The sequence below is a fragment of the Allobosea sp. OAE752 genome (genome assembly GCF_050433265.1).
GTDB lineage: Bacteria > Pseudomonadota > Alphaproteobacteria > Rhizobiales > Beijerinckiaceae > Allobosea > Allobosea spartocytisi.
The window spans coordinates 256,261-274,769 of sequence record NZ_JBNPXO010000001.1; the positions used below are offsets into that span (position 1 = coordinate 256,261).

The 18,509-nt window shown below is 65.9% G+C and carries 18 protein-coding genes and 1 pseudogene; 12 read left to right on the forward strand and 7 right to left on the reverse strand.

Annotation, left to right across the window (positions count from 1 at the left end; all coding sequences use genetic code 11):
* The first annotated feature begins 5 nt into the window (after positions 1–5).
* The 3 genes from GGC47_RS01230 (at position 6) to GGC47_RS01240 (ending at position 2,996) form a co-directional block, all read left to right on the forward strand.
* Positions 6–1,277, forward strand: coding sequence for an ABC transporter substrate-binding protein (locus tag GGC47_RS01230; protein WP_370953985.1), 1,272 nt, complete (start codon positions 6–8; stop codon positions 1,275–1,277).
* 88 nt (positions 1,278–1,365) lie between these two features.
* A complete protein-coding gene (locus GGC47_RS01235; RefSeq protein ID WP_142020370.1) occupies positions 1,366–2,208 on the forward strand; it encodes a phosphodiesterase in 843 nt (280 codons plus the stop codon).
* Positions 2,205–2,996 (forward strand): inositol monophosphatase family protein, encoded by a 792-nt coding sequence (locus tag GGC47_RS01240; RefSeq protein WP_113253171.1) that lies wholly within the window; start codon positions 2,205–2,207, stop codon positions 2,994–2,996. The genes GGC47_RS01235 and GGC47_RS01240 overlap by 4 nt, the downstream gene beginning before the upstream one ends.
* Positions 2,997–3,006: 10 nt before the next feature.
* Here GGC47_RS01240 and GGC47_RS01245 read toward each other — a convergent pair whose 3' ends face one another.
* Positions 3,007–3,957, reverse strand: a complete 951-nt coding sequence (locus GGC47_RS01245) for a sugar-binding transcriptional regulator (protein ID WP_142020369.1) — start codon at positions 3,955–3,957, stop codon at positions 3,007–3,009.
* A 195-nt stretch (positions 3,958–4,152) separates the two neighbouring features.
* Here GGC47_RS01245 and GGC47_RS01250 point away from each other — a divergent pair, with 195 nt between their 5' ends.
* The 8 genes from GGC47_RS01250 to GGC47_RS01285 all read left to right on the forward strand — a co-directional run bounded on the left by GGC47_RS01250 (position 4,153) and on the right by GGC47_RS01285 (position 12,701).
* The gene (locus GGC47_RS01250) at positions 4,153–5,193 is read left to right on the forward strand and encodes a zinc-dependent alcohol dehydrogenase (protein ID WP_112765147.1); all 1,041 of its coding nucleotides are present in this window, start codon (positions 4,153–4,155) and stop codon (positions 5,191–5,193) included.
* A 258-nt stretch (positions 5,194–5,451) separates the two neighbouring features.
* Positions 5,452–6,129: an HAD family hydrolase gene (locus GGC47_RS01255; protein WP_142020368.1), complete on the forward strand. Its 678-nt coding sequence runs from the start codon at positions 5,452–5,454 to the stop codon at positions 6,127–6,129.
* A gap of 7 nt (positions 6,130–6,136) precedes the next feature.
* A complete protein-coding gene (locus GGC47_RS01260) occupies positions 6,137–7,084 on the forward strand; it encodes a sugar-binding transcriptional regulator (protein WP_133561802.1) in 948 nt (315 codons plus the stop codon).
* A gap of 156 nt (positions 7,085–7,240) precedes the next feature.
* On the forward strand, positions 7,241–8,554 hold the full coding sequence (locus GGC47_RS01265; RefSeq protein WP_113253167.1) for an extracellular solute-binding protein: 1,314 nt from the start codon (positions 7,241–7,243) through the stop codon (positions 8,552–8,554).
* Entirely contained in the window at positions 8,538–9,545 is a 1,008-nt protein-coding gene (locus GGC47_RS01270) for an ABC transporter permease subunit (RefSeq protein ID WP_142020367.1), read from the forward strand. Before GGC47_RS01265 ends, GGC47_RS01270 begins: the two co-directional genes overlap by 17 nt.
* A gap of 7 nt (positions 9,546–9,552) precedes the next feature.
* A complete protein-coding gene (locus GGC47_RS01275) occupies positions 9,553–10,443 on the forward strand; it encodes an ABC transporter permease subunit (protein ID WP_113253165.1) in 891 nt (296 codons plus the stop codon).
* A 30-nt stretch (positions 10,444–10,473) separates the two neighbouring features.
* Positions 10,474–11,214, forward strand: a complete 741-nt coding sequence (locus tag GGC47_RS01280; RefSeq protein ID WP_142020366.1) for a glycerophosphodiester phosphodiesterase family protein — start codon at positions 10,474–10,476, stop codon at positions 11,212–11,214.
* A 2-nt stretch (positions 11,215–11,216) separates the two neighbouring features.
* Positions 11,217–12,701, forward strand: a complete 1,485-nt coding sequence (locus tag GGC47_RS01285) for a mannitol dehydrogenase family protein (protein WP_142020365.1) — start codon at positions 11,217–11,219, stop codon at positions 12,699–12,701.
* Between the two features lie 107 nt (positions 12,702–12,808).
* Here GGC47_RS01285 and GGC47_RS01290 read toward each other — a convergent pair.
* The 6 genes and pseudogenes from GGC47_RS01290 to GGC47_RS01315 all read right to left on the reverse strand — a co-directional run.
* A pseudogene (locus GGC47_RS01290) lies at positions 12,809–13,131 on the reverse strand (integrase core domain-containing protein); the annotation flags it as partial.
* A gap of 237 nt (positions 13,132–13,368) precedes the next feature.
* A complete protein-coding gene (locus GGC47_RS01295; protein WP_142020364.1) occupies positions 13,369–14,301 on the reverse strand; it encodes an N-carbamoyl-D-amino-acid hydrolase in 933 nt (310 codons plus the stop codon).
* A gap of 25 nt (positions 14,302–14,326) precedes the next feature.
* Entirely contained in the window at positions 14,327–14,992 is a 666-nt protein-coding gene (locus GGC47_RS01300) for an amino acid ABC transporter permease (protein ID WP_113253162.1), read from the reverse strand.
* Complete coding sequence (locus GGC47_RS01305) at positions 14,992–15,666, reverse strand: amino acid ABC transporter permease (protein ID WP_142020363.1); 675 nt, start codon at positions 15,664–15,666, stop codon at positions 14,992–14,994. The genes GGC47_RS01300 and GGC47_RS01305 overlap by 1 nt, the downstream gene beginning before the upstream one ends.
* A 4-nt stretch (positions 15,667–15,670) precedes the next feature.
* Positions 15,671–16,414 (reverse strand): amino acid ABC transporter ATP-binding protein, encoded by a 744-nt coding sequence (locus GGC47_RS01310; RefSeq protein WP_142020362.1) that lies wholly within the window; start codon positions 16,412–16,414, stop codon positions 15,671–15,673.
* Positions 16,415–16,452: 38 nt separating this feature from the next.
* Positions 16,453–17,283: a transporter substrate-binding domain-containing protein gene (locus tag GGC47_RS01315; protein WP_133561820.1), complete on the reverse strand. Its 831-nt coding sequence runs from the start codon at positions 17,281–17,283 to the stop codon at positions 16,453–16,455.
* Positions 17,284–17,420: 137 nt separating this feature from the next.
* On the opposite strand from GGC47_RS01315, the gene GGC47_RS01320 reads away from it, so the two are divergent.
* A complete protein-coding gene (locus GGC47_RS01320; protein ID WP_248312404.1) occupies positions 17,421–18,329 on the forward strand; it encodes a LysR family transcriptional regulator in 909 nt (302 codons plus the stop codon).
* Positions 18,330–18,509: the final 180 nt, after the last annotated feature.

Sequence of the window (18,509 nt, forward strand, 5' to 3'; positions counted from 1 at the left end):
CACGCATGAAACCTCTCGGCAAAGGCCTTGCCGCGGCGGCATTGACCCTTCTCGCCTCGACAGCCGCGAAGGCAGAGCCAGTCACGCTCGACGTGCTCTACGCCTTCCCGGCTTTCGCCAAGTTCCACGAGCCGATCGCCGCGGAATTCATGAAGAAGCACCCGGACATCAAGATCAATTTCCGGGCGCCGGCTGCGAGCTACGACGAGGGCCACCAGGCGATGCTGCGCCAGTCCGTCACCAACCAATTGCCGGACGTCTACTATTCCGGCTTCCACCTGCTGACCGAGCTCACCGAAACCCTCGACAAGCGCAAACAGATCGTGGATCTCGGCCCGCTGCTGAAGGCCGAGCCGGAAGCCTGGCGCAAGGCCAATTATTCCGACGCGCTGCTCTCGCTCGGCCAGGTCAACGGCAAGCAGGTCGGCCTCGCCTTCAACGCCTCGACGCCGCTGATGTACTTCAACGCCGATCTGGTGAAGAAGGCCGGCGGCGACCCCGACAAGATGCCCGACAACTGGGCCGACACCGTCGCGCTCGCCAGGAAAATCCGCAGCGGCGACACCGCCGGCATGGCCTACAACATCCACGACTGGCCGGATGACTGGCTCTGGCGCGGCGTGATCCTGCAGGCCGGCCATTCCATGCTCTCGGCCGACGGCAAGAAAGTCGCCTTTGGCGGCGAGACCGGCGAGAAGACGCTGGCGCTGCTGCGCAGCTTCGTCACGGATGGCGGCATGCCGCTGATCGACTGGGACCAATCGCGTCAGCAGTTCATCGCCGGCAAGATCGGCATCTTCTTCGACACGCCTGCGCGCCTGCGCCAGGTCACCGACCTGATCGGTGACCGCTTCACGCTGAAGACCGCGCTCTTCCCGGTGGACGACAAGGCCAAGGGCAAGCTGCCGACCGGCGGCAATGCCGCCCTGATCACGGCCAAGGACGCCGCCAAGCAGAAGGCCGCCTGGGAGTTCATCAAGTTCGTCACCGGACCGGAAGCCCAGAAGATCGTCGTCGAGACCGCCGGCTACATGCCGACCAATCTGCGCGCCGGCGAAGATGGCTTCCTCGGCCCGTTCTACAAGGAGAACGCCAATTTCCGCACGATCAACGGCCAGGTCTCCCGCGCCGCGCCGTGGGAAGGCTATCCGGGCGGCAATTCGGTGCGCATCTGGCGCCAGCAGCGCGAGGTCGTCGCCGGCGTGATGCGCGGCGAGATTCAGCCCAAGGCCGGCATCGAGCGCATCGTCTCCGAGACCGAAGCCCTGATGAAGTAAGCGGCCGCGCTTCGGCGCCTGCCCATCGCCGCCCGGTCTTCACTCGACCGGGCGGTTCCCCTTTTCCAGACCGCCGGACGTCTCCCCGATGATCATCGCCCAGCTCAGCGACTTCCATGCCCGCCCGCACGGCAACCCCGCCTACGGCATCGTCGAGACCAATCCGGCGATCGAGCGGGCGGTCGACGAGATTCTGAAGCTGGAGCCGCGGCCCGATTGCGTGCTGGTCACCGGAGACCTCTCCGATTGCGGCCTGCCGGAGGAATACGGCATCGTCCGCGCGGCGCTGCGGCGCCTGCCGATGCCGATCTATGTCATCCCAGGCAACCATGACCGCCGCGACACCTTCGCCGCGGAATTGCGTCCCGATCACCCCTACCTGCCGCAGGCGGCCTTCCTGCATTATGTCATCGACGATTTTCCCGTCCGGCTGATCGGTCTCGACACCGTCGTCGCTGGCGAGGATGGCGGCGAGATCTGCGCCGTGCGCGAGGCCTGGCTCGCCGAGCAACTGGCGCAAGGACAGGGCAAGCCGACGGTGATCTTCATGCACCATCCGCCCTTCCCCGTCGGTGTCGACGGCATGGACATCATGCCCTGCAAGATCTCGTCGGGCTTCGCCGAATTGATCGCTGACCATCCCGAGATCGAACGCGTGCTCTGCGGCCATTATCACCGGCCGATCCAGCTGCGCTTCGCCGGCACCATCGGCTATGTCGTGCCCGGCACCGCCCATCAGGTTGCGCTCGACCTGAGACCGGGCACGGAGAACAGGTTTGTGATGGAGCCGCCTGCACTCGCCCTCCATGTCTGGAAGCCCGGCCTCGGGATGGTCAGCCATCTCCAGCCGATCGGCGACTATGGACCGCGCCGGGATTTCGTGCTCGATCCCGCCTATCCCGGAAAGCCGCAAACGGTGCCTGCCCAATGACCGAACCTCGCCTTCTCGCCCTGCTCGACCAGGCCGACGCCCTCGCCCGCCGGGCCGGCGAGGTTCTCGTGCAGATGCAGGGCGCCGAGCTCGGCGTCACCCGCAAGGAGCTGAACGACGTGGTCACGGCGGCCGATCTGGCCTCCGAACGCCTGGTCATCGACGGCCTGCGCGCCCTGACGCCCGAAGCGGCGATCCTCTCGGAAGAGGCCGGCTTCAGCGGCTCGGAAGCAGCGCCGCGCTGGATCATCGACCCGCTCGACGGCACGGTGAACTACGCCTCCGGCCTGCCCTGGTTCTCCGTCACCCTGGCCTATCAGGAAGGGGGCCGCACCGTGCTCGGCCTGACCCATGCACCGCTCGCCGGGCTCTCCGCGCGCTTCGCCGAAAGCGGCATCGCGACGGTCGACGGCAGGCCGGCGAGTGTCTCCGCCACGAAACGCCTCAGCGACGCCGTCGTCTCGATCTGCCTGACTTCCCATTACAGCACCGAGGACGCGAACCGGACGAGCGATGTGATCCGGCGCCTCGCCGGCCTGTGCCGGGGCGTGCGTGTCATCGTCTCCGGCGGACTGGAGATGTCGCTGGTCGCGGCCGGGCGGCTCGATGCCTTCATCGGGCTCAAGGCCGATATCGTCTCGCATGCCGCAGCGATGCCATTGGTGCGGGCGGCCGGAGGGAAGGTGACGACCGTCGACGGCGTAGACTCGCTTGACGAGGACCTGGAGAAGGTCGTCACCAACGGCCTGATCCACGAGGAACTGCTGCAGGCGATCCGCAGCCCCTGAGGCGTGGCCGTCAGGCCGGCGCCGCGCTCTGCAACACGGCGGCCGCCGCCTCCTCGTCCGTGATCAGCACCGAGGCCAGCTTCCCGCGCAGCGTGGCGGCGATGACCTCAGCTTTGTTGATCCCGCCGGAGGCGAGGATCACGGTCGGTATCCGGCGCAGGGCGTCGAGCGGGAGCGCGATGGCGCGGCGATTGATCGGATGCGCAATGTCCTGCCCGCTGCGATCGATGAACTGACCGAGCATGTCGCCGACTGCGCCCGCTTCCGCGAGTTCCGCAACGCGGACATCGCCCGGCAGCCCGTAGCGCACCAACAGCGAGCGCTCGCTCAGATCGCCCGCGCTGAGGATCGCGACATCGGTCGCTCTGATCCGGGCGAAGGCCGCCTCGAACACGTCCTGCGCCAGGATGGTGTCGCGCGATTGCGGGGCGCCGGCATAGATCGGCGCCGCCAGATAATGGCATTCGGCCTGCCAGAGCCGGGCGAAACGGCTGGCGATCTCGAAGGTGTTGATCTCGATGCCGTAGGTCAGCCCGCCCATCATCGAGGTCACCGCGAGTTCGCGATACTGCCCGGCGCGGATATGGCGGATGGTCTCCCTCAGCGTGCCGCCCCAGCCGACGCCGACAATACCGCTCGGCTTCTCCTCGACGATTCGCGAAACGAACTCGCCGGCAGCCTTCCCAATCTGCGCTGCGATCTGATCGGGATCGGCGGGGCTCGGCACCACGATCGCGTCCTTCAGGCCGAATTCCGCTATCAGCGCGCGCTCCAGCCGGACGCAGCTCTCCAGCCGGGAATTGATGGTAATGCTGACCAGCCCATTGCTGCGCGCCTCGACCAGGAGCCGATTGACGCGCAGGCGGGTCATCTTCAGCCGGTCCGCGATCTCCGCCTGGGTCAGTCCTTCCATGTAATAGAGCCAGGCGGCTCGAACTTGCGTCTGCGGTTCCTCCGGCATGGCGGTATCCTGATGCGATGGGAGCTGCCTGCGGCATGCGCGGCGGCGGTCGGCAGAGTCTTCCAGGCTGGCTTACATCGCTTTCGCACTCTGCCACAACGCAGGGAGCCCCGACGGTTTCATGCTTGACTCAAACCAATGTAAATCACAAAATACATTTGCATAAGATCCCTCGCAAAACGAGTGGCGACCGTCATGTCCCGTGCAGTCTTCCTCCACGCCGCAGGCGATGCGCGCCTCGCGCCGTTCAATCTCCGCGAGGGAGCGGCGGGCGAAACCCTGCTCGATGTCGCCGCCGTCGGGCTCTGCGGCAGCGATCTGCACTACTACAAGGATGGCGGCATCGGCTCGGCCGTGATCGCGACGCCCTTCGTCCCCGGCCATGAATTCAGCGGCTGGCTGACGGAGGATTTGCCGGATCTCGGCCTTGCGCGCGGAGCGCTGGTCGCCGTCGATCCCAACCAGGCCTGCGGGCAGTGCGAGCATTGCCGGAGCGGGCATCCCAATCTCTGCCCCGAGGTCGTCTTCATCGGGGCTCCCCCGCATGACGGGGCGATGACAGAGCGAATCTGGGTGCCGAAATCGCAGATCGTGCCGGTGCCCGAGACCTTCTCGCCGAGCGATGCGGTGATGCTTGAGCCGCTCGGCGTCGCGATCCATGCGGTCGATCTCGCCAAGCCGCGCCTGCTCGAACGCGTGGCGCTGATCGGCTGCGGCCCGATCGGCCTCCTGATCCTGCAAGTGCTCCGCACGGCCGGCGTCGGCGAGATTCTCGCCTGCGATCCGCAGCCACATCGCCGCGAGTTGGCGCTGAAGCTCGGCGCCAGCAAGGCCGGTGCTGATGTCACCGACATCGCCGAATGGACGAAGGGCGAGGGCCTGCCACTGGTGATCGAGGCGACGAACGCTCCCGAGGGTTTCCGCGACGCCATCCGCGCCGCCCGCATCGGCGGCCGTGTCGTGCTGGTCGGCATCCCCGACGGCGACAGCTACGTGATCCCGGCCGCGGAAGCCCGCAGGCGCGGGCTCAACATCAAGTTCTCGCGCCGGATGGGCCATGTCTATCCGCGCGCGATCGAATTGGTGGCGCTCGGCAAGGTCGATGTCGAGGCCGTGGTCAGCCATCGCTTCCCCCTCGCCGAGGGGCCGGCCGCCTTCCGCCGCCATGCCGCCAACGAAGCCGGCATGGTCAAAAGCATGATCTATCCCGGCCGTCTGCCCGATGAACACCGCTGAGCCGGCGCCACAGGCCGTGATGTGCACTTCACTAGCATCGATCTCGGGACGATCCGAGGCGGCATTGCTCAATGAGCTCGGCCCGCAGGTGGAGCGCCCGTCGCCGCTGCCCTTCCCCGCCCCATCTGTCGGGCGAGCAGGCCTCGCAACGGCACGCCGCTGAGGTCGGCCGCACGTTGAACTGATCGGGGCCGGGTTTGACAGGAGATCGGGCGAATGCTCTTCATGTGAGCATTCGTTCAAATTGACTGTTGCCCGATGCCCCAGACAATCTCGCCTTTCGACCTCGTCATCCTCGATTGCGACGGCGTGCTCGTCGATAGCGAGGTCATCAGTTGCCGGACCCTGGTCGATATTCTCTCGCCGTTCGATCCGAGCTATGATCTGGAGACGGTCATGCGCCGCTATCTCGGACGGCCGTCTTACGCAGTCATCCAGGATTACGAGAGAATGACCAGCCGCCCGGCCTCGGCCGACTTCATGCGGAACTGGCGGGCGCAGCTCTTCGCCGCCTTCAGCAGCGAACTCCAGCCTGTCGAGGGCGTCCGCAGCGCCGTCGAAGCCTTCGGTAGCGATTACTGTGTCGCCTCGTCCAGCGACGCGGAGCGTATCGAGATCTGCCTTCGAAAAACGGATATCTGGGATCTCTTCGAGGGGCGGATCTTCAGCACGACGCGCGTGCGGCACGGCAAGCCGGCCCCTGATCTGTTTCTGCTGGCGGCCAGCGAGCGCGGCGTGGCGCCCGAGCGCTGCCTGGTGATCGAGGACAGCGTCAGCGGCGTGATGGCCGCGAAAGCCGCGGGGATGACGGCGTATGGCCTCGCCGCCGGCAGCCATTTCGCGATACTGGACCAGCGACAGGCGCTTCTGGCGGCGGGAGCCGACCGCCTCTTCGAATCCTGGCAAGAGCTCGCACTTGCGCCGGTGGCACACTGAGGATTCGATGGCCGACAACGACAGCAACCGCCTCGAGGACGCCGCCCGCGCCGGTTGGCTCTACTACATCGCCGGCCGCACGCAGGACGACATCGCGCAGATCCTGAACATCTCGCGCCCGGCGGCGCAACGCCTCGTCTCGCTGTGCCGCAGCGAGGGGCTGATCAGCTTCCGGATGAACCATCCGATCAGCGCCTGCATGGACCTCGCCGCAAGGCTGCGCGACCGCTTCGAGCTCTTGCATTGCGACGTCGCCCCTTCCGATGGCTCGCCGGAAACGGGCGCGGCCGGCGTCGCCGCGCTCGGCGGCGTCCTCATCGAGCGCTGGCTGCGCTCGCGCAAATCGCTGGTCATGGCACTCGGCACCGGCCGCTCGATGCGAGCCAGCATCGAGCGCGTTCCCTCGATGTCCTGCCCCTTGCACCGGCTGGTTTCGCTGGTCGGCACCATCTCGCCGGACGGGTCGGCAAGCCCCTTCGACACGCTGGTCAAGCTCGCGGAAATCACCAAGGCGCAGCATTTCCCGATGCCGCTGCCACTTTATGTCTCGAGTCCCGAGGAGCGCGCCCAGCTCATCGAAATCGAGTCGATCCGGCGCATCCGCGCCATCGCCGGCGAGGCCGATCTCTGGGTCATGGGCATCAGCCAGATCGGCGAGGACGCCGTGCTCTACCGCGACGGATTCATGACCCGCGGCGAATTGCTCGAGATGGTCCGCCACGGCGCCGTCGGCGAGGTGACCGGCTGGGTCTTCGACGCCGAAGGCCGCTTTCTCGATCGCGGCACCAATCTGCGCGTGACCAGCGTGCCGCCGGAGCCGGGCAGCGCCCGCCTGCGCATCTGCATCGGCCAGGGCCCGGCCAAGGTCGCGCCGCTGCGCGCGGCGCTGAGCGGGACAATCGTCAACGGCCTCGTCACCGACGAAGACACCGCCCGCGCCCTTCTCGCAGACTGACTCCCCCTCATCGGACGGCCCCTTGCCCGCTCGCGGGCAAGGCCTCGCGCACGGCTGTCATCCGCCCGTCACCAACGGTTGACATAACGAGCCAGTGTGCGAGCATATGCTTCAATAAAGAGCATATGCTCACAAAAACGACGAGGGAGGCTTTAGATGCGATCTTTCTATGGTGCGTTGGCGGGTGCAGGCGCCCTGCTGTTGGCTGGGCTCGGCTCCGCGCAGGCAGCAACGGAAATCGAGTTCTGGCACGCAATGAGCGGCGCGCTCGGCGAGCGCGTCGACGAGCTGGTCAAGAAGTTCAACGACTCGCAGAAGGACTACGTCGTCAAGGCGATCGGCAAGGGCACCTATGACGAGGTCCTGAACGGCACGATCGCGGCCTATCGTGCCAAGCGCCAGCCCGAGATCGTGCAGTCGAACGAGCGTTCCTTCCTGACGATGGTCAATTCCGGCGCCATCCTCCCGACCAGCGAATTGATGGCGCAGCAGGGCCATCCCATCGATACCGCGAAATTCATCGCGCCGGTGGTCAGCTACTACGCGATCGACGGCAAGCTGCAGGCGATGCCGTTCAACTCCTCGACGCCGATCCTGTTCTACAACCGTGACCACTTCAAAGCCGCCGGCTTCGACAAGCCCGGCGCGACCTGGCAGGAGCTGGAGCCGCAGCTCGACGCGATCAAGGCCAAGGGTGTCTCGAAATGCGCGATGGTGCTTCCCGGCGACTATGAGTGGAGCTTCCTCGAGAACTACAGCGCCGTGAACGACATCCCTTATGCGACCAAGCGCAACGGCATGGACGGCCTCGACACCAGCTTCGTCTTCAACAAGGGCAAGCTCGTCGGCCAGGTCGAGCGGATGAAGCGCCTCGTCTCGTCCGGTGTGATGCAGCTTGCCGGCCAGGGCATCATCCCGATCCAGCTCTTCACCTCCGGCGAATGCTCGACCATCATCGCCTCGACCGCCTCGCATGCCGCCGTCGTCGCAGCCGCGAAGTTCGACTGGAGCGCGGCCGAATTGCCTTATGAACAGGGCGTCACCCCGAAGAACAGCGTCATCGGCGGCGCCGCGCTCTGGACCCTGAAGGGCCATACGCCGGAGAAGTATAAGGCGATCGCCGCCTTCTACGATTTCCTCGCCAGGACCGACACGCAGGTCTGGTGGCATCAGGCGACGGGCTATGTCCCGGTCACGACCGCCGCCTATGACGCTGCCAAGGCTGAGGGCTACTACCAGAAGAACCCGACGCGCGAGATCGCCGTGCTCCAGTTGATGCGTGGCACGCCGAGCGACAATTCCTTGGGCTTCCGCATCGGCAACAGCAACCAGATCAACGTCGCGATTATGGAAGAGGTCTCGGCCGCCTTCCTCGGCCGGAAGCCGGTGCAGCAGGCGCTCGACGATGCGGTGTCTCGCGGCAACGAGTCGCTGCGCCGCTACGAGCAGCTCAATGCTGGCAAGAAATAAGGCGGCCGGCCTTCCGGTGGCGGCTGGCGGGGGCAGTTTGCACCTCCGCTCGCCGCTGCGGCGCCTTCTCGTGAAGGGCGCCAGCGATGGGCAGACTGAAAGCGGGCTGAAGCGCGCGCATTTCCGCGAATGGCGCCTGCCCTTCTGGCTGCTGGCGCCGCAGCTCTTCATCCTGTTGCTGTTCTTCTTCATCCCCTCGATCAGGGCGCTGATCCAGGCCTTCCAGTTGACCGACCCTTTCGGCGCCACGACGCAATGGGTCGGCTTCCAGAATTTCGAGCGGCTGTTCCGCAGCGGCGTCTACTGGTCCTCGGCGCAGGTGACGCTGATCTTCACCCTCGCGCAGAACGTGCTGACCCTGTCGGTCGCGCTGCTGCTCGCCTTCGCCTCGAACCATATCCTGCGCGGGCGCGGCGCCTACCGCACCGTGCTGCTGCTGCCCTATGCCATCGCGCCGGCGATCGCCGGCATCATGCTCGCCTTCCTGTTCAATCCCCGTGTCGGCCCCGTCGCCCATATGCTGCAGGGGCTGGGTCTCGACTGGGACCCGAACCGCAACTCCTGGCATGCGCTGGCGCTGGTCGTGATGGCGGCTTCGTGGAAGCACATCTGCTACAACTACATCTTCCTCGTCGCAGCGCTGATGTCGGTGCCCCAGTCGATCCTCGAATCCGCCTATCTCGATGGTGCGGGGCCGATCCAGCGCTTTCTGCGCATCTCGCTGCCGATGATCGCGCCGACGCTGTTCTTCCTGATCGTCATCAACTTCGTCTACGGGCTGTTCGAGACCTTCGCCATCGTCGACGCGACCACGCGCGGCGGCCCGGCCGGCGCCACCTCGATCCTCGTCTACAAGGTTTACCAGGACGGGTTCGTCACGCTCGATCTCGGCTCGTCGGCAGCGCAATCCGTGGTGCTGATGGCGCTCGCGCTGTTCCTGACCTTCGCGCAGTTCCGCTTCGTGGAGCGCCGCGTGAACTACAGCGTCTAGGCCGGCGATGAACGAGCGCACCCCCGTCATCGATGCTCTCTGCCACCTGATCCTGCTGGTGGGCGCCGCGCTCGTCTGCCTGCCGATCTATTTCGTCTTCGTCACCGGCTCGCTCTCGCAGCAGGAGATCATGCGCGTGCCGATGTCCTGGCTGCCCGGCAGCCAGTTTCTGGCGAACATGCAGACGGTGCTGAGCAATGCCAATTTCGGCCGATTGCTGCTCAACTCCTTCATCATCGCCATCGGTATCACCGTGGGGAAGCTCGCGGTCTCGGTCATCGCGGCCTTCGCCGTCACCTATTTCCGCTTCCCCTTCCGGATGACGGCCTTCTGGCTGATCTTCATGTCGCTGATGCTGCCGATCGAGGTGCGCATCGTGCCGACCTATGAATCCGCGGCGAATGTCGCGCTGCCGCTCAATATCCTCGGCTCCTGGCTCGGCATCAAGGCGCTGGTCGATCTCGACTGGAACCTGGTCAACACCTATTCCGGCCTGATCCTGCCGCTGATTGCGTCTGCGACCGCGACCTTCCTGTTCCGCCAGTTCTTCCTCACCATCCCCGACGAGCTCTGCGAAGCCGCCCGCATCGACGGCGCCACGCCCTGGCAGTTCTTCCGACTGATCCTGCTGCCACTGTCGCGCTCGAACATCGTGGCGCTGGCGATCATCCTCTTCCTGATGGGCTGGAACCAGTATCTCTGGCCGCTGCTGCTCACCACCGAGCCGGCCATGGCCAATGCCGTGATCGGCCTGAAGAAGCTGATGCCGCAAGGCGACTCGCTGCCGACCTGGCATCTCCTGATGAATGCGGCCTTCCTGACGATGCTGCCGCCGACCCTCGTCATCCTCATCCTCCAACGCTGGTTCGTGAAGGGGCTGGTGGATAGCGGCAAATAAACCGCCCACGGGCAAGCAAGGCTTTTCGACATGCGGATCATCGGTCATCGCGGCGCGCGCAACATCTGGGCGGAGAACAGCCTGAGCGGCTTCCGCAATGTCTGCGCTCTCGGCGTCGACGCCGTCGAGCTCGACGTGCATCTCTCGGGCGACGGCGAGATCATGGTGATCCACGATCCGCTGCTCGACCGCACCACCGACCATAAGGGCCCGGTCGCGCATCTCTCGCGCGCCGCGCTCGCCAAGGTGACGCTGGACGATACGCTGGGCGAGACGATCCCGACCCTGCCGGAGGTGCTCGATGTCTTCGGCCCGACCGGGATCGAGCTCGAGATCGAGATGAAGATGGATGCCTATGGCAATCCCTCTCCCGGCCTGCTCGACAAGGTCATCGCGCTGGTTGAAAGCCGAAAGATGTCATCGCGCGTGGTGCTGACCTGCTTCGTTCCGGAGGTGATCGAGGAGATCCGAACCAAGGCGCCGCATATGCGCCGGCTCGCCTCGGTCGACCGCCGCTCCTGCGAGGCCTTCGGCGGCGTAGACCGCACCTTGCAGCGCTTCGTCGACCTCGGCTGCATCATTGCCGTCGAACAATCCCTGCTGCGGCTCTGTGTCGATCGCGCCGTCGGCATCGTCGGACGCGACAAGCTCGGCGCCTGGGTGCCCAACACGGTGCGCGAGCTCGATTTCTGGCTCGGCCAGCCGATCTCGCAGATCACCAGCGACCGCCCCGATCTCGCCCTGCAATTGCGCGCTGCAAGGAAGGGTTGAGCATGGCGGTGCGCCTGTCCCGCGCGACGCTCGGGCAGCTCCGCCCGGCGGTCGGTATCCCCGGCTACCGACCGGAAGAGCTGAGCCCGGGCATCGTCCATATCGGCGTCGGCAATTTCCACCGCGCGCATCAGGCAGCCTATCTCGACGAATTGTTCGAGCGTGGGCGCGACCGTGACTGGGCGGTGGTGGGCACCGGCGTGCGGGAGAGCGATGCCGCGATGGGCCGCGATCTTGCCGCGCAGGATTTCCTGACCACGGTGGTGACGCAAGAGGCCGAGCGCTCGCAGGCGCGCGTTACCGGCGCGATGATCGATTTCGTGCGGCCCGGCGACAGCGCCGCGATCATTGAGCGCCTCGTCGATCCCCGCACGCGGATCGTCTCGCTGACCGTCACCGAGGGCGGATATTACATCGATCCGGCGACGCAAGCCTTCGATCCCGGCCATCCCGATATCGTGGCCGATGCCGCCGATCGCCTCGCTTCTCCGAAGACCGCTTTCGGCCTGATCGCCGCCGGGCTGCTGAAACGCCGCGCGGCCGGCTTGCAGCCCTTCACCGTGATGTCCTGCGACAACCTGCCGGGCAACGGCCATGTAACGGCCGACGCCGTTACCGGTCTTGTCGATCTCATCGATCGCGTCGACACACTCTGGATTCGGGAAAACGTCGCCTTTCCCGACAGCATGGTCGACCGCATCACGCCCGCCACCTCGGAGCGCGAACGCCAGTCATTGCGCGACGATTTCGGCATCGCGGACAGCCGCCCGGTCTTCTGCGAGGGTTTCCGGCAATGGGTGCTGGAAGATCACTTCCCGGCCGGACGCCCGCGTCTTGAGGACGTCGGTGTCCAGTTCGTCGCCGATGTCGCGCCCTTCGAGCTGATTAAGATCCGCATCCTCAATGGCGGCCACGCGGCGATCGCCTATCCCGCGGGCCTGCTCGACATCCATTTCGTCCACGAGGCGATGCAGGACGCCCAGATCGCCCGCTTTCTCTCGGCCTTGCTCGACGACGAGGTCATTCCGGTCGTGCCGCCAGTCCCTGATACCGATCTGGCCGACTACAAACGGACCATCGAGCAGCGCTTCGCCAATCCCAAGATCGGCGACACGATCCGCCGGCTCTGCCTGGACGGCTCCAACCGCCAGCCGAAATTCATCCTGCCGACGCTGCGCGATGCCTTGCGCGCGGGCACACCCATCGACGGGCTTGCGCTCGTCAGCGCTCTCTGGTGCCGCTACTGCTATGGCGAAACCGAAAGCGGGCAAGCCATTGGGCCGAATGACCCGGAGTGGTCGCGGCTCAACCGGCAGGCGCAACAAGCCAGATCCGCACCGGAAACCTGGCTGCAGATGCGGGACATCTATGGAAATCTGCCGGACGACCGGCGCTTCCGGAAGGCGTTCTGCCGGGCGCTGCAGAGAATCTGGCAGGCGGGAACACGTGCGAGCATCGATGACTATCTTGCATCGCGCAGCCCCTGATGGCCGAAGTTCAGGCGCACGCTCCAACCTCCGGTCCGAAGTCTGCATTCCGATCGAATCCGGAAGGATAAGTGGTCTGCCCCGATTGAGTGGTCCGGCTTCAACCAATGCATGGTCGGCTTCACGGCCACGCTTGACGGCGGCACGATAGGAGCCGGCGCCGGTGGCTTGTCGCCGAGCGAGGAGTACGGGCGCCTGGTGTTGTAGTACTGGCGCCAGCTCTCGATGGCAGCCTTCACTTCGGCGAGGCTGTGGAAGATTTCGCCGTTCAGAAGCTCGTCATGCAGCTTCGCGTTGAAGCTCTCGCAATAGCCGTTCTCCCACGGCGAGCCCGTCTCGATGAAGGCCGTCTTCGCTCCGACGGCTGCGATCCAGTCCCGCACGCTTGGGCGACGAACTTCGGGCCGTTGTCTGAACGCCCATGTCCCGGCGCAGCGGCAGGGGCACGGCCTCGACATGGTCCTGCGTTTCGACGCCGAAGGGACCTTCAGCCAGCGTCTCGCAGACGATTTCGGGACCGCCCGTGCGCGCGAAAGCCGCCAGCGCCTGGCGCAGCCCTTCGGTGACGGCCTCGTTCGAGTTCGGATTGGTGACGAGGATGCGACTCATGGTCTTTCTCCCCGAAAGGCTGCACCCTCGGCGGCCGGGCGTCCGGTCGATGCAGCGCTCACGCCTCCGGCGGCGGCACTGCACCGGTCTGGCTGGTGATGATGCCGTAATGCTCGATGCGGCGATGGCGGGCGAAATCGAAGATGGTAGATTTGCCGAAGGCCGTCTCATCGAGATCGCAGGCGTGCACCAGCAATTCGTCTCCCTCGGTCTTGGCCTCGGCGACGATCTCGCCATTGGGGTCGACGATCAGCGAGCCGCCGATCATGTGATGTCCGTCCTCGTCGCCGGCCTTGGCCACCGCTACGACCCAGGTGGCGTTCTGATAGGCGCCGGCCTGAACGCTGAGGCGGTTGTGGAAGAGGCGCTTTTCAGGGCCTTCTGCCCCGCGCTGCGAGTTCACCGAGGGGGTATTGTAACCGATCAGCACCATCTCGACGCCCTGCAGGCCCATGACGCGGTAGGTTTCCGGCCAGCGTCGGTCGTTGCAGATCGCCATGCCGAGCACGCCGCCGAGCGTGCGCCAGACCGGGAAGCCCAGGTCGCCCGGCTCGAAATAGCGCTTCTCGAGATGCTGATGCGTGCGCTCAGGGTCGTATTCGGCGTGGCCGGGCAGATGGATCTTGCGGTATTTGCCGACGATGGCGCCGCTCTTGTCGGTGAGAATGCTGGTGTTGAAATGATGCCCGTCCGGCGTCTTCTCGGCATAGCCAAAGGAAATCGCGATGCCGTGTTCGCGCGCCCGGTCGAACAGGGCTTGCGTCGCTGGGCCGGGCATCGCGTCCTCGAACCAGATGTCGGCCTCGGCGCGGTCCTCATGATACCAGCGCGGGAAGAAGGTCGTCAGCGCCAACTCGGGATAGACGACCAGATCGGCACCCTTCTCCCTGGCTTCGTCGAGAAGCGCGACCATGCGGGCGATGACCGCCTCGCGGCTGTCAGCCTTCTGGATCGGGCCCATCTGGGCGGCGGCGACGGTGAGCATGCGCATGGCGCGTCCTTTCAGTGATGGCCGCTCAGCGGGCGGCGGCGTGTTCGAGGCGGCTGACGAGCCTCACCGCCGGCCAGAGCAGCGCGAAATAGATCAGCGCGGCCAGCACGATCGGCGAGGCGTTGAAGGTGAGAGAACGGGCCATGTCGGCCGAGTAGAGCATCTCCTGCAGCGAGACGACGCTGGCGAGCGAGGTGAGCTTCACCACCTCGACCGTGTTCGAGACGAGGTCCGGCAGCACGTTGCGCAGGCCCTGCGGCAGGATGACCCAAGTGAAAGCCTGGTCCGCCCTCAGGCCGGTCGAGCGTGCCGCCTCCCACTGCCCGGCGGGGACGCTCTCAATGCCCGCGCGGATGATTTCGCCGTAATAGGCGGCGTTGTTGAGGAAGAAGGCAATCACGACCGCCGTGAGCGGCGAGATGCGCAGGCCGAGAAAAGGCAGCCCCGAATAGACGAGGATCAGCACCACGAGCGGGGGCAAGGCACGCATCAGGTCGACGAGCAGCGTCACCGAAACCCGCAGGGCGCGAACCGTGGATCGGCTGGCCAACGCCACCAGCACGCCGCCGATGAGGCCCATCGGGATGACGATCAGGCAGATGAGCAGCGTGGTCTTCAAGCCCTGCACCACCAGCGGCAGGGCCTTGCCCATGATCTCGAGATTGAAGAACTGCTGGAGGAGCACGTCCATTACTGGCGCCTCCAGGCAAAGCGGCTCTCGATCAGCCGACCGAGGCCGATGATCGGGATGAAGAGCAGGAGATAGGCGAAGGCACCCACCAACAGCGGCGTCGCATTGCCCGAGAAGGAGACCGCCGTCGTCGCCTGGTTGATGATCTCCGGCACGCCGATCACCGTTCCCAGTGCGGTGTTCTTGGTGATGGCGATGGTGCGGTTGGTCAACGGCGCCACGGCGAGGCGCAGCGCCTGCGGCAGGACGACGTAGAGAAGTGTCTGGGTCTCGGTCAGCCCGGTCGAGCGGGCAGCCTCGTGCTGGCCGCGTTTCACTGCGATCAGCCCGGCCCAGACGATCTCCTCGGCAAAGGCGGCCAGCACCAGCGAGAGCACGAGCCAGAGCACTGCGAAGCTCGGCAATTCGATGCCGATATTGGGCAGGCCGAAGAAGATCAGCAGCACGAGCACGAGCGGGGGCACCGCGCGGAAGAGATCCACGAAGAGCATCAGCGGCCAGGCGAACCAGCGGCCGGCCCGCCAGCGCAGCACCGCGAGCGCCAGGCCGAGCAGCAGGCCGGTCACGACCACGAGCGCCGCGATCTCGATCGTCACCACCAGCCCACTCAGGATCGCCGGCCAGGTGGTGGCGATGAGCTTGGCGTTGAGGAAGCTGTCGAGGAAGCGATCCATGGCGCTACCGGGCAACCTCGGAGACGAAGGCGCGGGTGCGCTCCTGCCGTGGCGAACCGAAGATCTGCTCCGGCGGGCCCTGCTCGACGATGACGCCACCATCCATGAAGACGACGCGGTCGGCCGCCTCGCGAGCGAAACGCATCTCGTGGCTGACGACCAGCATCGTCATCCCGGCGGCGCGCATATCGCGCATCGCCTGCAGCACCGAGCCGACGAGTTCGGGGTCGAGCGCCGAGGTCGGCTCGTCGAACAGCATCAGCCCAGGCTCCAGCGCCGAGGCGCGGGCAATGGCGACACGCTGCTGCTGGCCGCCGGAGAGTTCGCCGGGGTAGGAAGCGGCCTTATGCGCCAGGCCGACGCCCTCCAGCGCGGCCATGCCGATGCGCTCCGCCTCGGCGCGGGGCTTCTTCAGAACCTTGCGCAGCGCCAGCGTGACGTTCCCCAGCGCGGTCATGTGCGGGTAGAGGTTGAAGGACTGGAAGACCATGCCCATGCGCCGGCGCAGCGCGTTGATGTCGATCCTGTCTGCCAGCACCTCCTGCCCGCCGAACCAGATCGAGCCGCCGCTGGCCTCTTCCAGCCGGTTGCAGCAACGCAACAGCGTGCTCTTGCCGGAGCCGGAAGGGCCGATGAGGAAGACGAGTTCGCCGGGCGAGACGGCAAGGTCGATGCCCTTCAGCACCTCGATCGTGCCGAAGCTCTTGTGCAGGCCGCGGATGTCGAGCAGCGGATGCGGCGGGCGCATGGTGCCGGTTCCGCCGGCCGACAGTTCGCTCGCCTCGCTCACTTGCAGGCGGGGGTATGCGCCGTGGCATCGTAGCCCGGCATGTCGGGCACGCCATAACCCGGGAACGGGGTGATGGCGGCGGAGCCGGCGGCCGGTTTGGTGCCGAACCATTTTTCATGAAGAGCGGCCATGGTGCCGTTCGCCTTCAGGCACTCGATCGCCTGATCGAGCTCGTTGCGCAGCGGCGCGGAATCCTTGCGCAGCGCGACGGCCCAGACCAGCCCGGTCGAATAGGTGTAGGAGAGCTGGATCTGCGGATTGCTCTTGGCGGCCCATTGGATGACGGTGTTGCCGGCCACATTGGCATAGGCACGGCCCGAAATCACCGCCTGGACGGCATCGGTCTGCGTGCCGAACGACTCGACCTTCCAGCCGATCTTCTCCTCCAGGCCGCGCGCCCAGCTGTCATAGGCCGAACCCTTGTTGACCGAGATCACCTTGCCCCTCAGCTCTTCGAGCGCGGTGATCGGCGGCGCGCCCTTCTTCGTGATGAACTGGAAGTCGGTATTGAGATAACCTTCGGTGAAAAGCAGGCTTTCGGCGCGCTCCTTGCTGACCGTCACCGGCGCGACGATGAAGTCGTAGGTGCCAGCCTGCAGGGCCGGGATCAGCCCGGAAAACTGGGCGGCATCGACCGTCACCGTCTTGCCGAGCTGCTTGCCGATAGCCTCGGCCAGATCGACGTTGAAGCCCTCGATGCCGCCGGAGAGCTTGGGCATGGCGTGGGGCGCGAACGTGCCATCGACGGCGGTCTTCAATGTCGTCTGCGCCATCGCGGCGGGGGCGAGCAGCAAGGTCAGGCCGATGGTGGCAATTCTGGCGAACATGGCGCGCTCCTGGGAACGGGAAACCGCAGGATAGTCAGCGCCGGAAAGCCGCCACAATATCAGATCTAGAAAAATCACTAGGCCCTCTATCAATCCAATTTATACTGCCTGCGATCTGCCCAGCGGAGCCGGCCGACATGCTGAATTTGCGGCAACTCGAGATCTTTCGGGAAGTCATTCGCTGCCAAACGACAGTGGCGGCGGCGCAGGGGCTGGCCTTGTCGCAGCCGGCGGTGAGCACCGCGGTCAAGCAGATGGAACGGCAGCTCGGCTTCCAGCTGTTCCAGCGGCAGGGCAACCGGCTGATCCCGACGCCGGAAGCTCTCGAGATGTATCGCGACAGCGATCCCATCTTCTCGATGGTCCAGTCCTTCTCGCGCAAGGTCGCAGCGCTGCGCGACACGCGCAGCGGCTCGCTGCGGCTTCTCGCGACGCCCCCGATCGCCAATGCGCTGGTGCCACGCGCTTTGGCGCGCTTCGCCAGCCGCCGGCCGGAGCTGCATGTCGATTTCGACGTGCGCCGTACCGATGGCGTCATCGAAGGGCTGGAGAGCGGCGCAGCCGATCTCGGGGTCTCGCTGGAGCCCTATGCGAGGCCGGGTTTGGAGGCGGAGCTGATCGGTGCCGGCCAGATGGTCTGCGCCATGACGCCCGACCATCCGCTAACCGCCAAGAGCGAGATTTCTCCTGCCATGCTCTCCGGCCACCGGATGATCGGCTTCGAGCCGGGCGCGCGGCTCGGGCTGCTGCTGCAGCGGGATTTCTTCGCCGGTGCGCGCCCGCCCTGCCCGATCGAGGTGCGCTACAGCAATACGGCCTGCCTGCTGGCCGAGGCCGGGCTCGGCGTGGCGCTGGTCGATTCCTTCACCGCGATCAGCGGCAGCCGCTACCGGCTGGAAGTGCGGCCCCTCAGACCGCGTGTCTCGGTCGAGGCCTATGCGCTCTATCAGAAGGCCCGCGCGCCCAAACGGCTCGTCCGAGCCTTCATCGACGAGCTGAAGAAGGCGGTTCGCCCCGCCTTTTTGGAGACCAGCGAAGATCGCTGAAGTCGCAGAAGCGCGCGTTGCTCGGCTGGCCCGTGAGAAGCGTCGGCTCCGGACGGCCCACGGTCGCGGCCGCCAGCCAGAGGCGATCCGCTTCTGACGCAGCACCGACCGAGCGCGAATGCCAGGAGCGGAAGCTCATCTGATGCCGCGAACCAGACATTGCGGCGGATGGCAGTACAT

Coding starts and splice junctions, on each gene's coding strand:
- GGC47_RS01230 (WP_370953985.1), top strand. CDS start 6: ATGAAACCTCTCGGCAAAGGCCTTGCCGCGGCGGCATTGACCCTTCTC.
- GGC47_RS01235 (WP_142020370.1), top strand. CDS start 1,366: ATGATCATCGCCCAGCTCAGCGACTTCCATGCCCGCCCGCACGGCAAC.
- GGC47_RS01240 (WP_113253171.1), top strand. CDS start 2,205: ATGACCGAACCTCGCCTTCTCGCCCTGCTCGACCAGGCCGACGCCCTC.
- GGC47_RS01245 (WP_142020369.1), bottom strand. CDS start 3,957: ATGCCGGAGGAACCGCAGACGCAAGTTCGAGCCGCCTGGCTCTATTAC.
- GGC47_RS01250 (WP_112765147.1), top strand. CDS start 4,153: ATGTCCCGTGCAGTCTTCCTCCACGCCGCAGGCGATGCGCGCCTCGCG.
- GGC47_RS01255 (WP_142020368.1), top strand. CDS start 5,452: ATGCCCCAGACAATCTCGCCTTTCGACCTCGTCATCCTCGATTGCGAC.
- GGC47_RS01260 (WP_133561802.1), top strand. CDS start 6,137: ATGGCCGACAACGACAGCAACCGCCTCGAGGACGCCGCCCGCGCCGGT.
- GGC47_RS01265 (WP_113253167.1), top strand. CDS start 7,241: ATGCGATCTTTCTATGGTGCGTTGGCGGGTGCAGGCGCCCTGCTGTTG.
- GGC47_RS01270 (WP_142020367.1), top strand. CDS start 8,538: ATGCTGGCAAGAAATAAGGCGGCCGGCCTTCCGGTGGCGGCTGGCGGG.
- GGC47_RS01275 (WP_113253165.1), top strand. CDS start 9,553: ATGAACGAGCGCACCCCCGTCATCGATGCTCTCTGCCACCTGATCCTG.
- GGC47_RS01280 (WP_142020366.1), top strand. CDS start 10,474: ATGCGGATCATCGGTCATCGCGGCGCGCGCAACATCTGGGCGGAGAAC.
- GGC47_RS01285 (WP_142020365.1), top strand. CDS start 11,217: ATGGCGGTGCGCCTGTCCCGCGCGACGCTCGGGCAGCTCCGCCCGGCG.
- GGC47_RS01295 (WP_142020364.1), bottom strand. CDS start 14,301: ATGCGCATGCTCACCGTCGCCGCCGCCCAGATGGGCCCGATCCAGAAG.
- GGC47_RS01300 (WP_113253162.1), bottom strand. CDS start 14,992: ATGGACGTGCTCCTCCAGCAGTTCTTCAATCTCGAGATCATGGGCAAG.
- GGC47_RS01305 (WP_142020363.1), bottom strand. CDS start 15,666: ATGGATCGCTTCCTCGACAGCTTCCTCAACGCCAAGCTCATCGCCACC.
- GGC47_RS01310 (WP_142020362.1), bottom strand. CDS start 16,414: ATGCGCCCGCCGCATCCGCTGCTCGACATCCGCGGCCTGCACAAGAGC.
- GGC47_RS01315 (WP_133561820.1), bottom strand. CDS start 17,283: ATGTTCGCCAGAATTGCCACCATCGGCCTGACCTTGCTGCTCGCCCCC.
- GGC47_RS01320 (WP_248312404.1), top strand. CDS start 17,421: ATGCTGAATTTGCGGCAACTCGAGATCTTTCGGGAAGTCATTCGCTGC.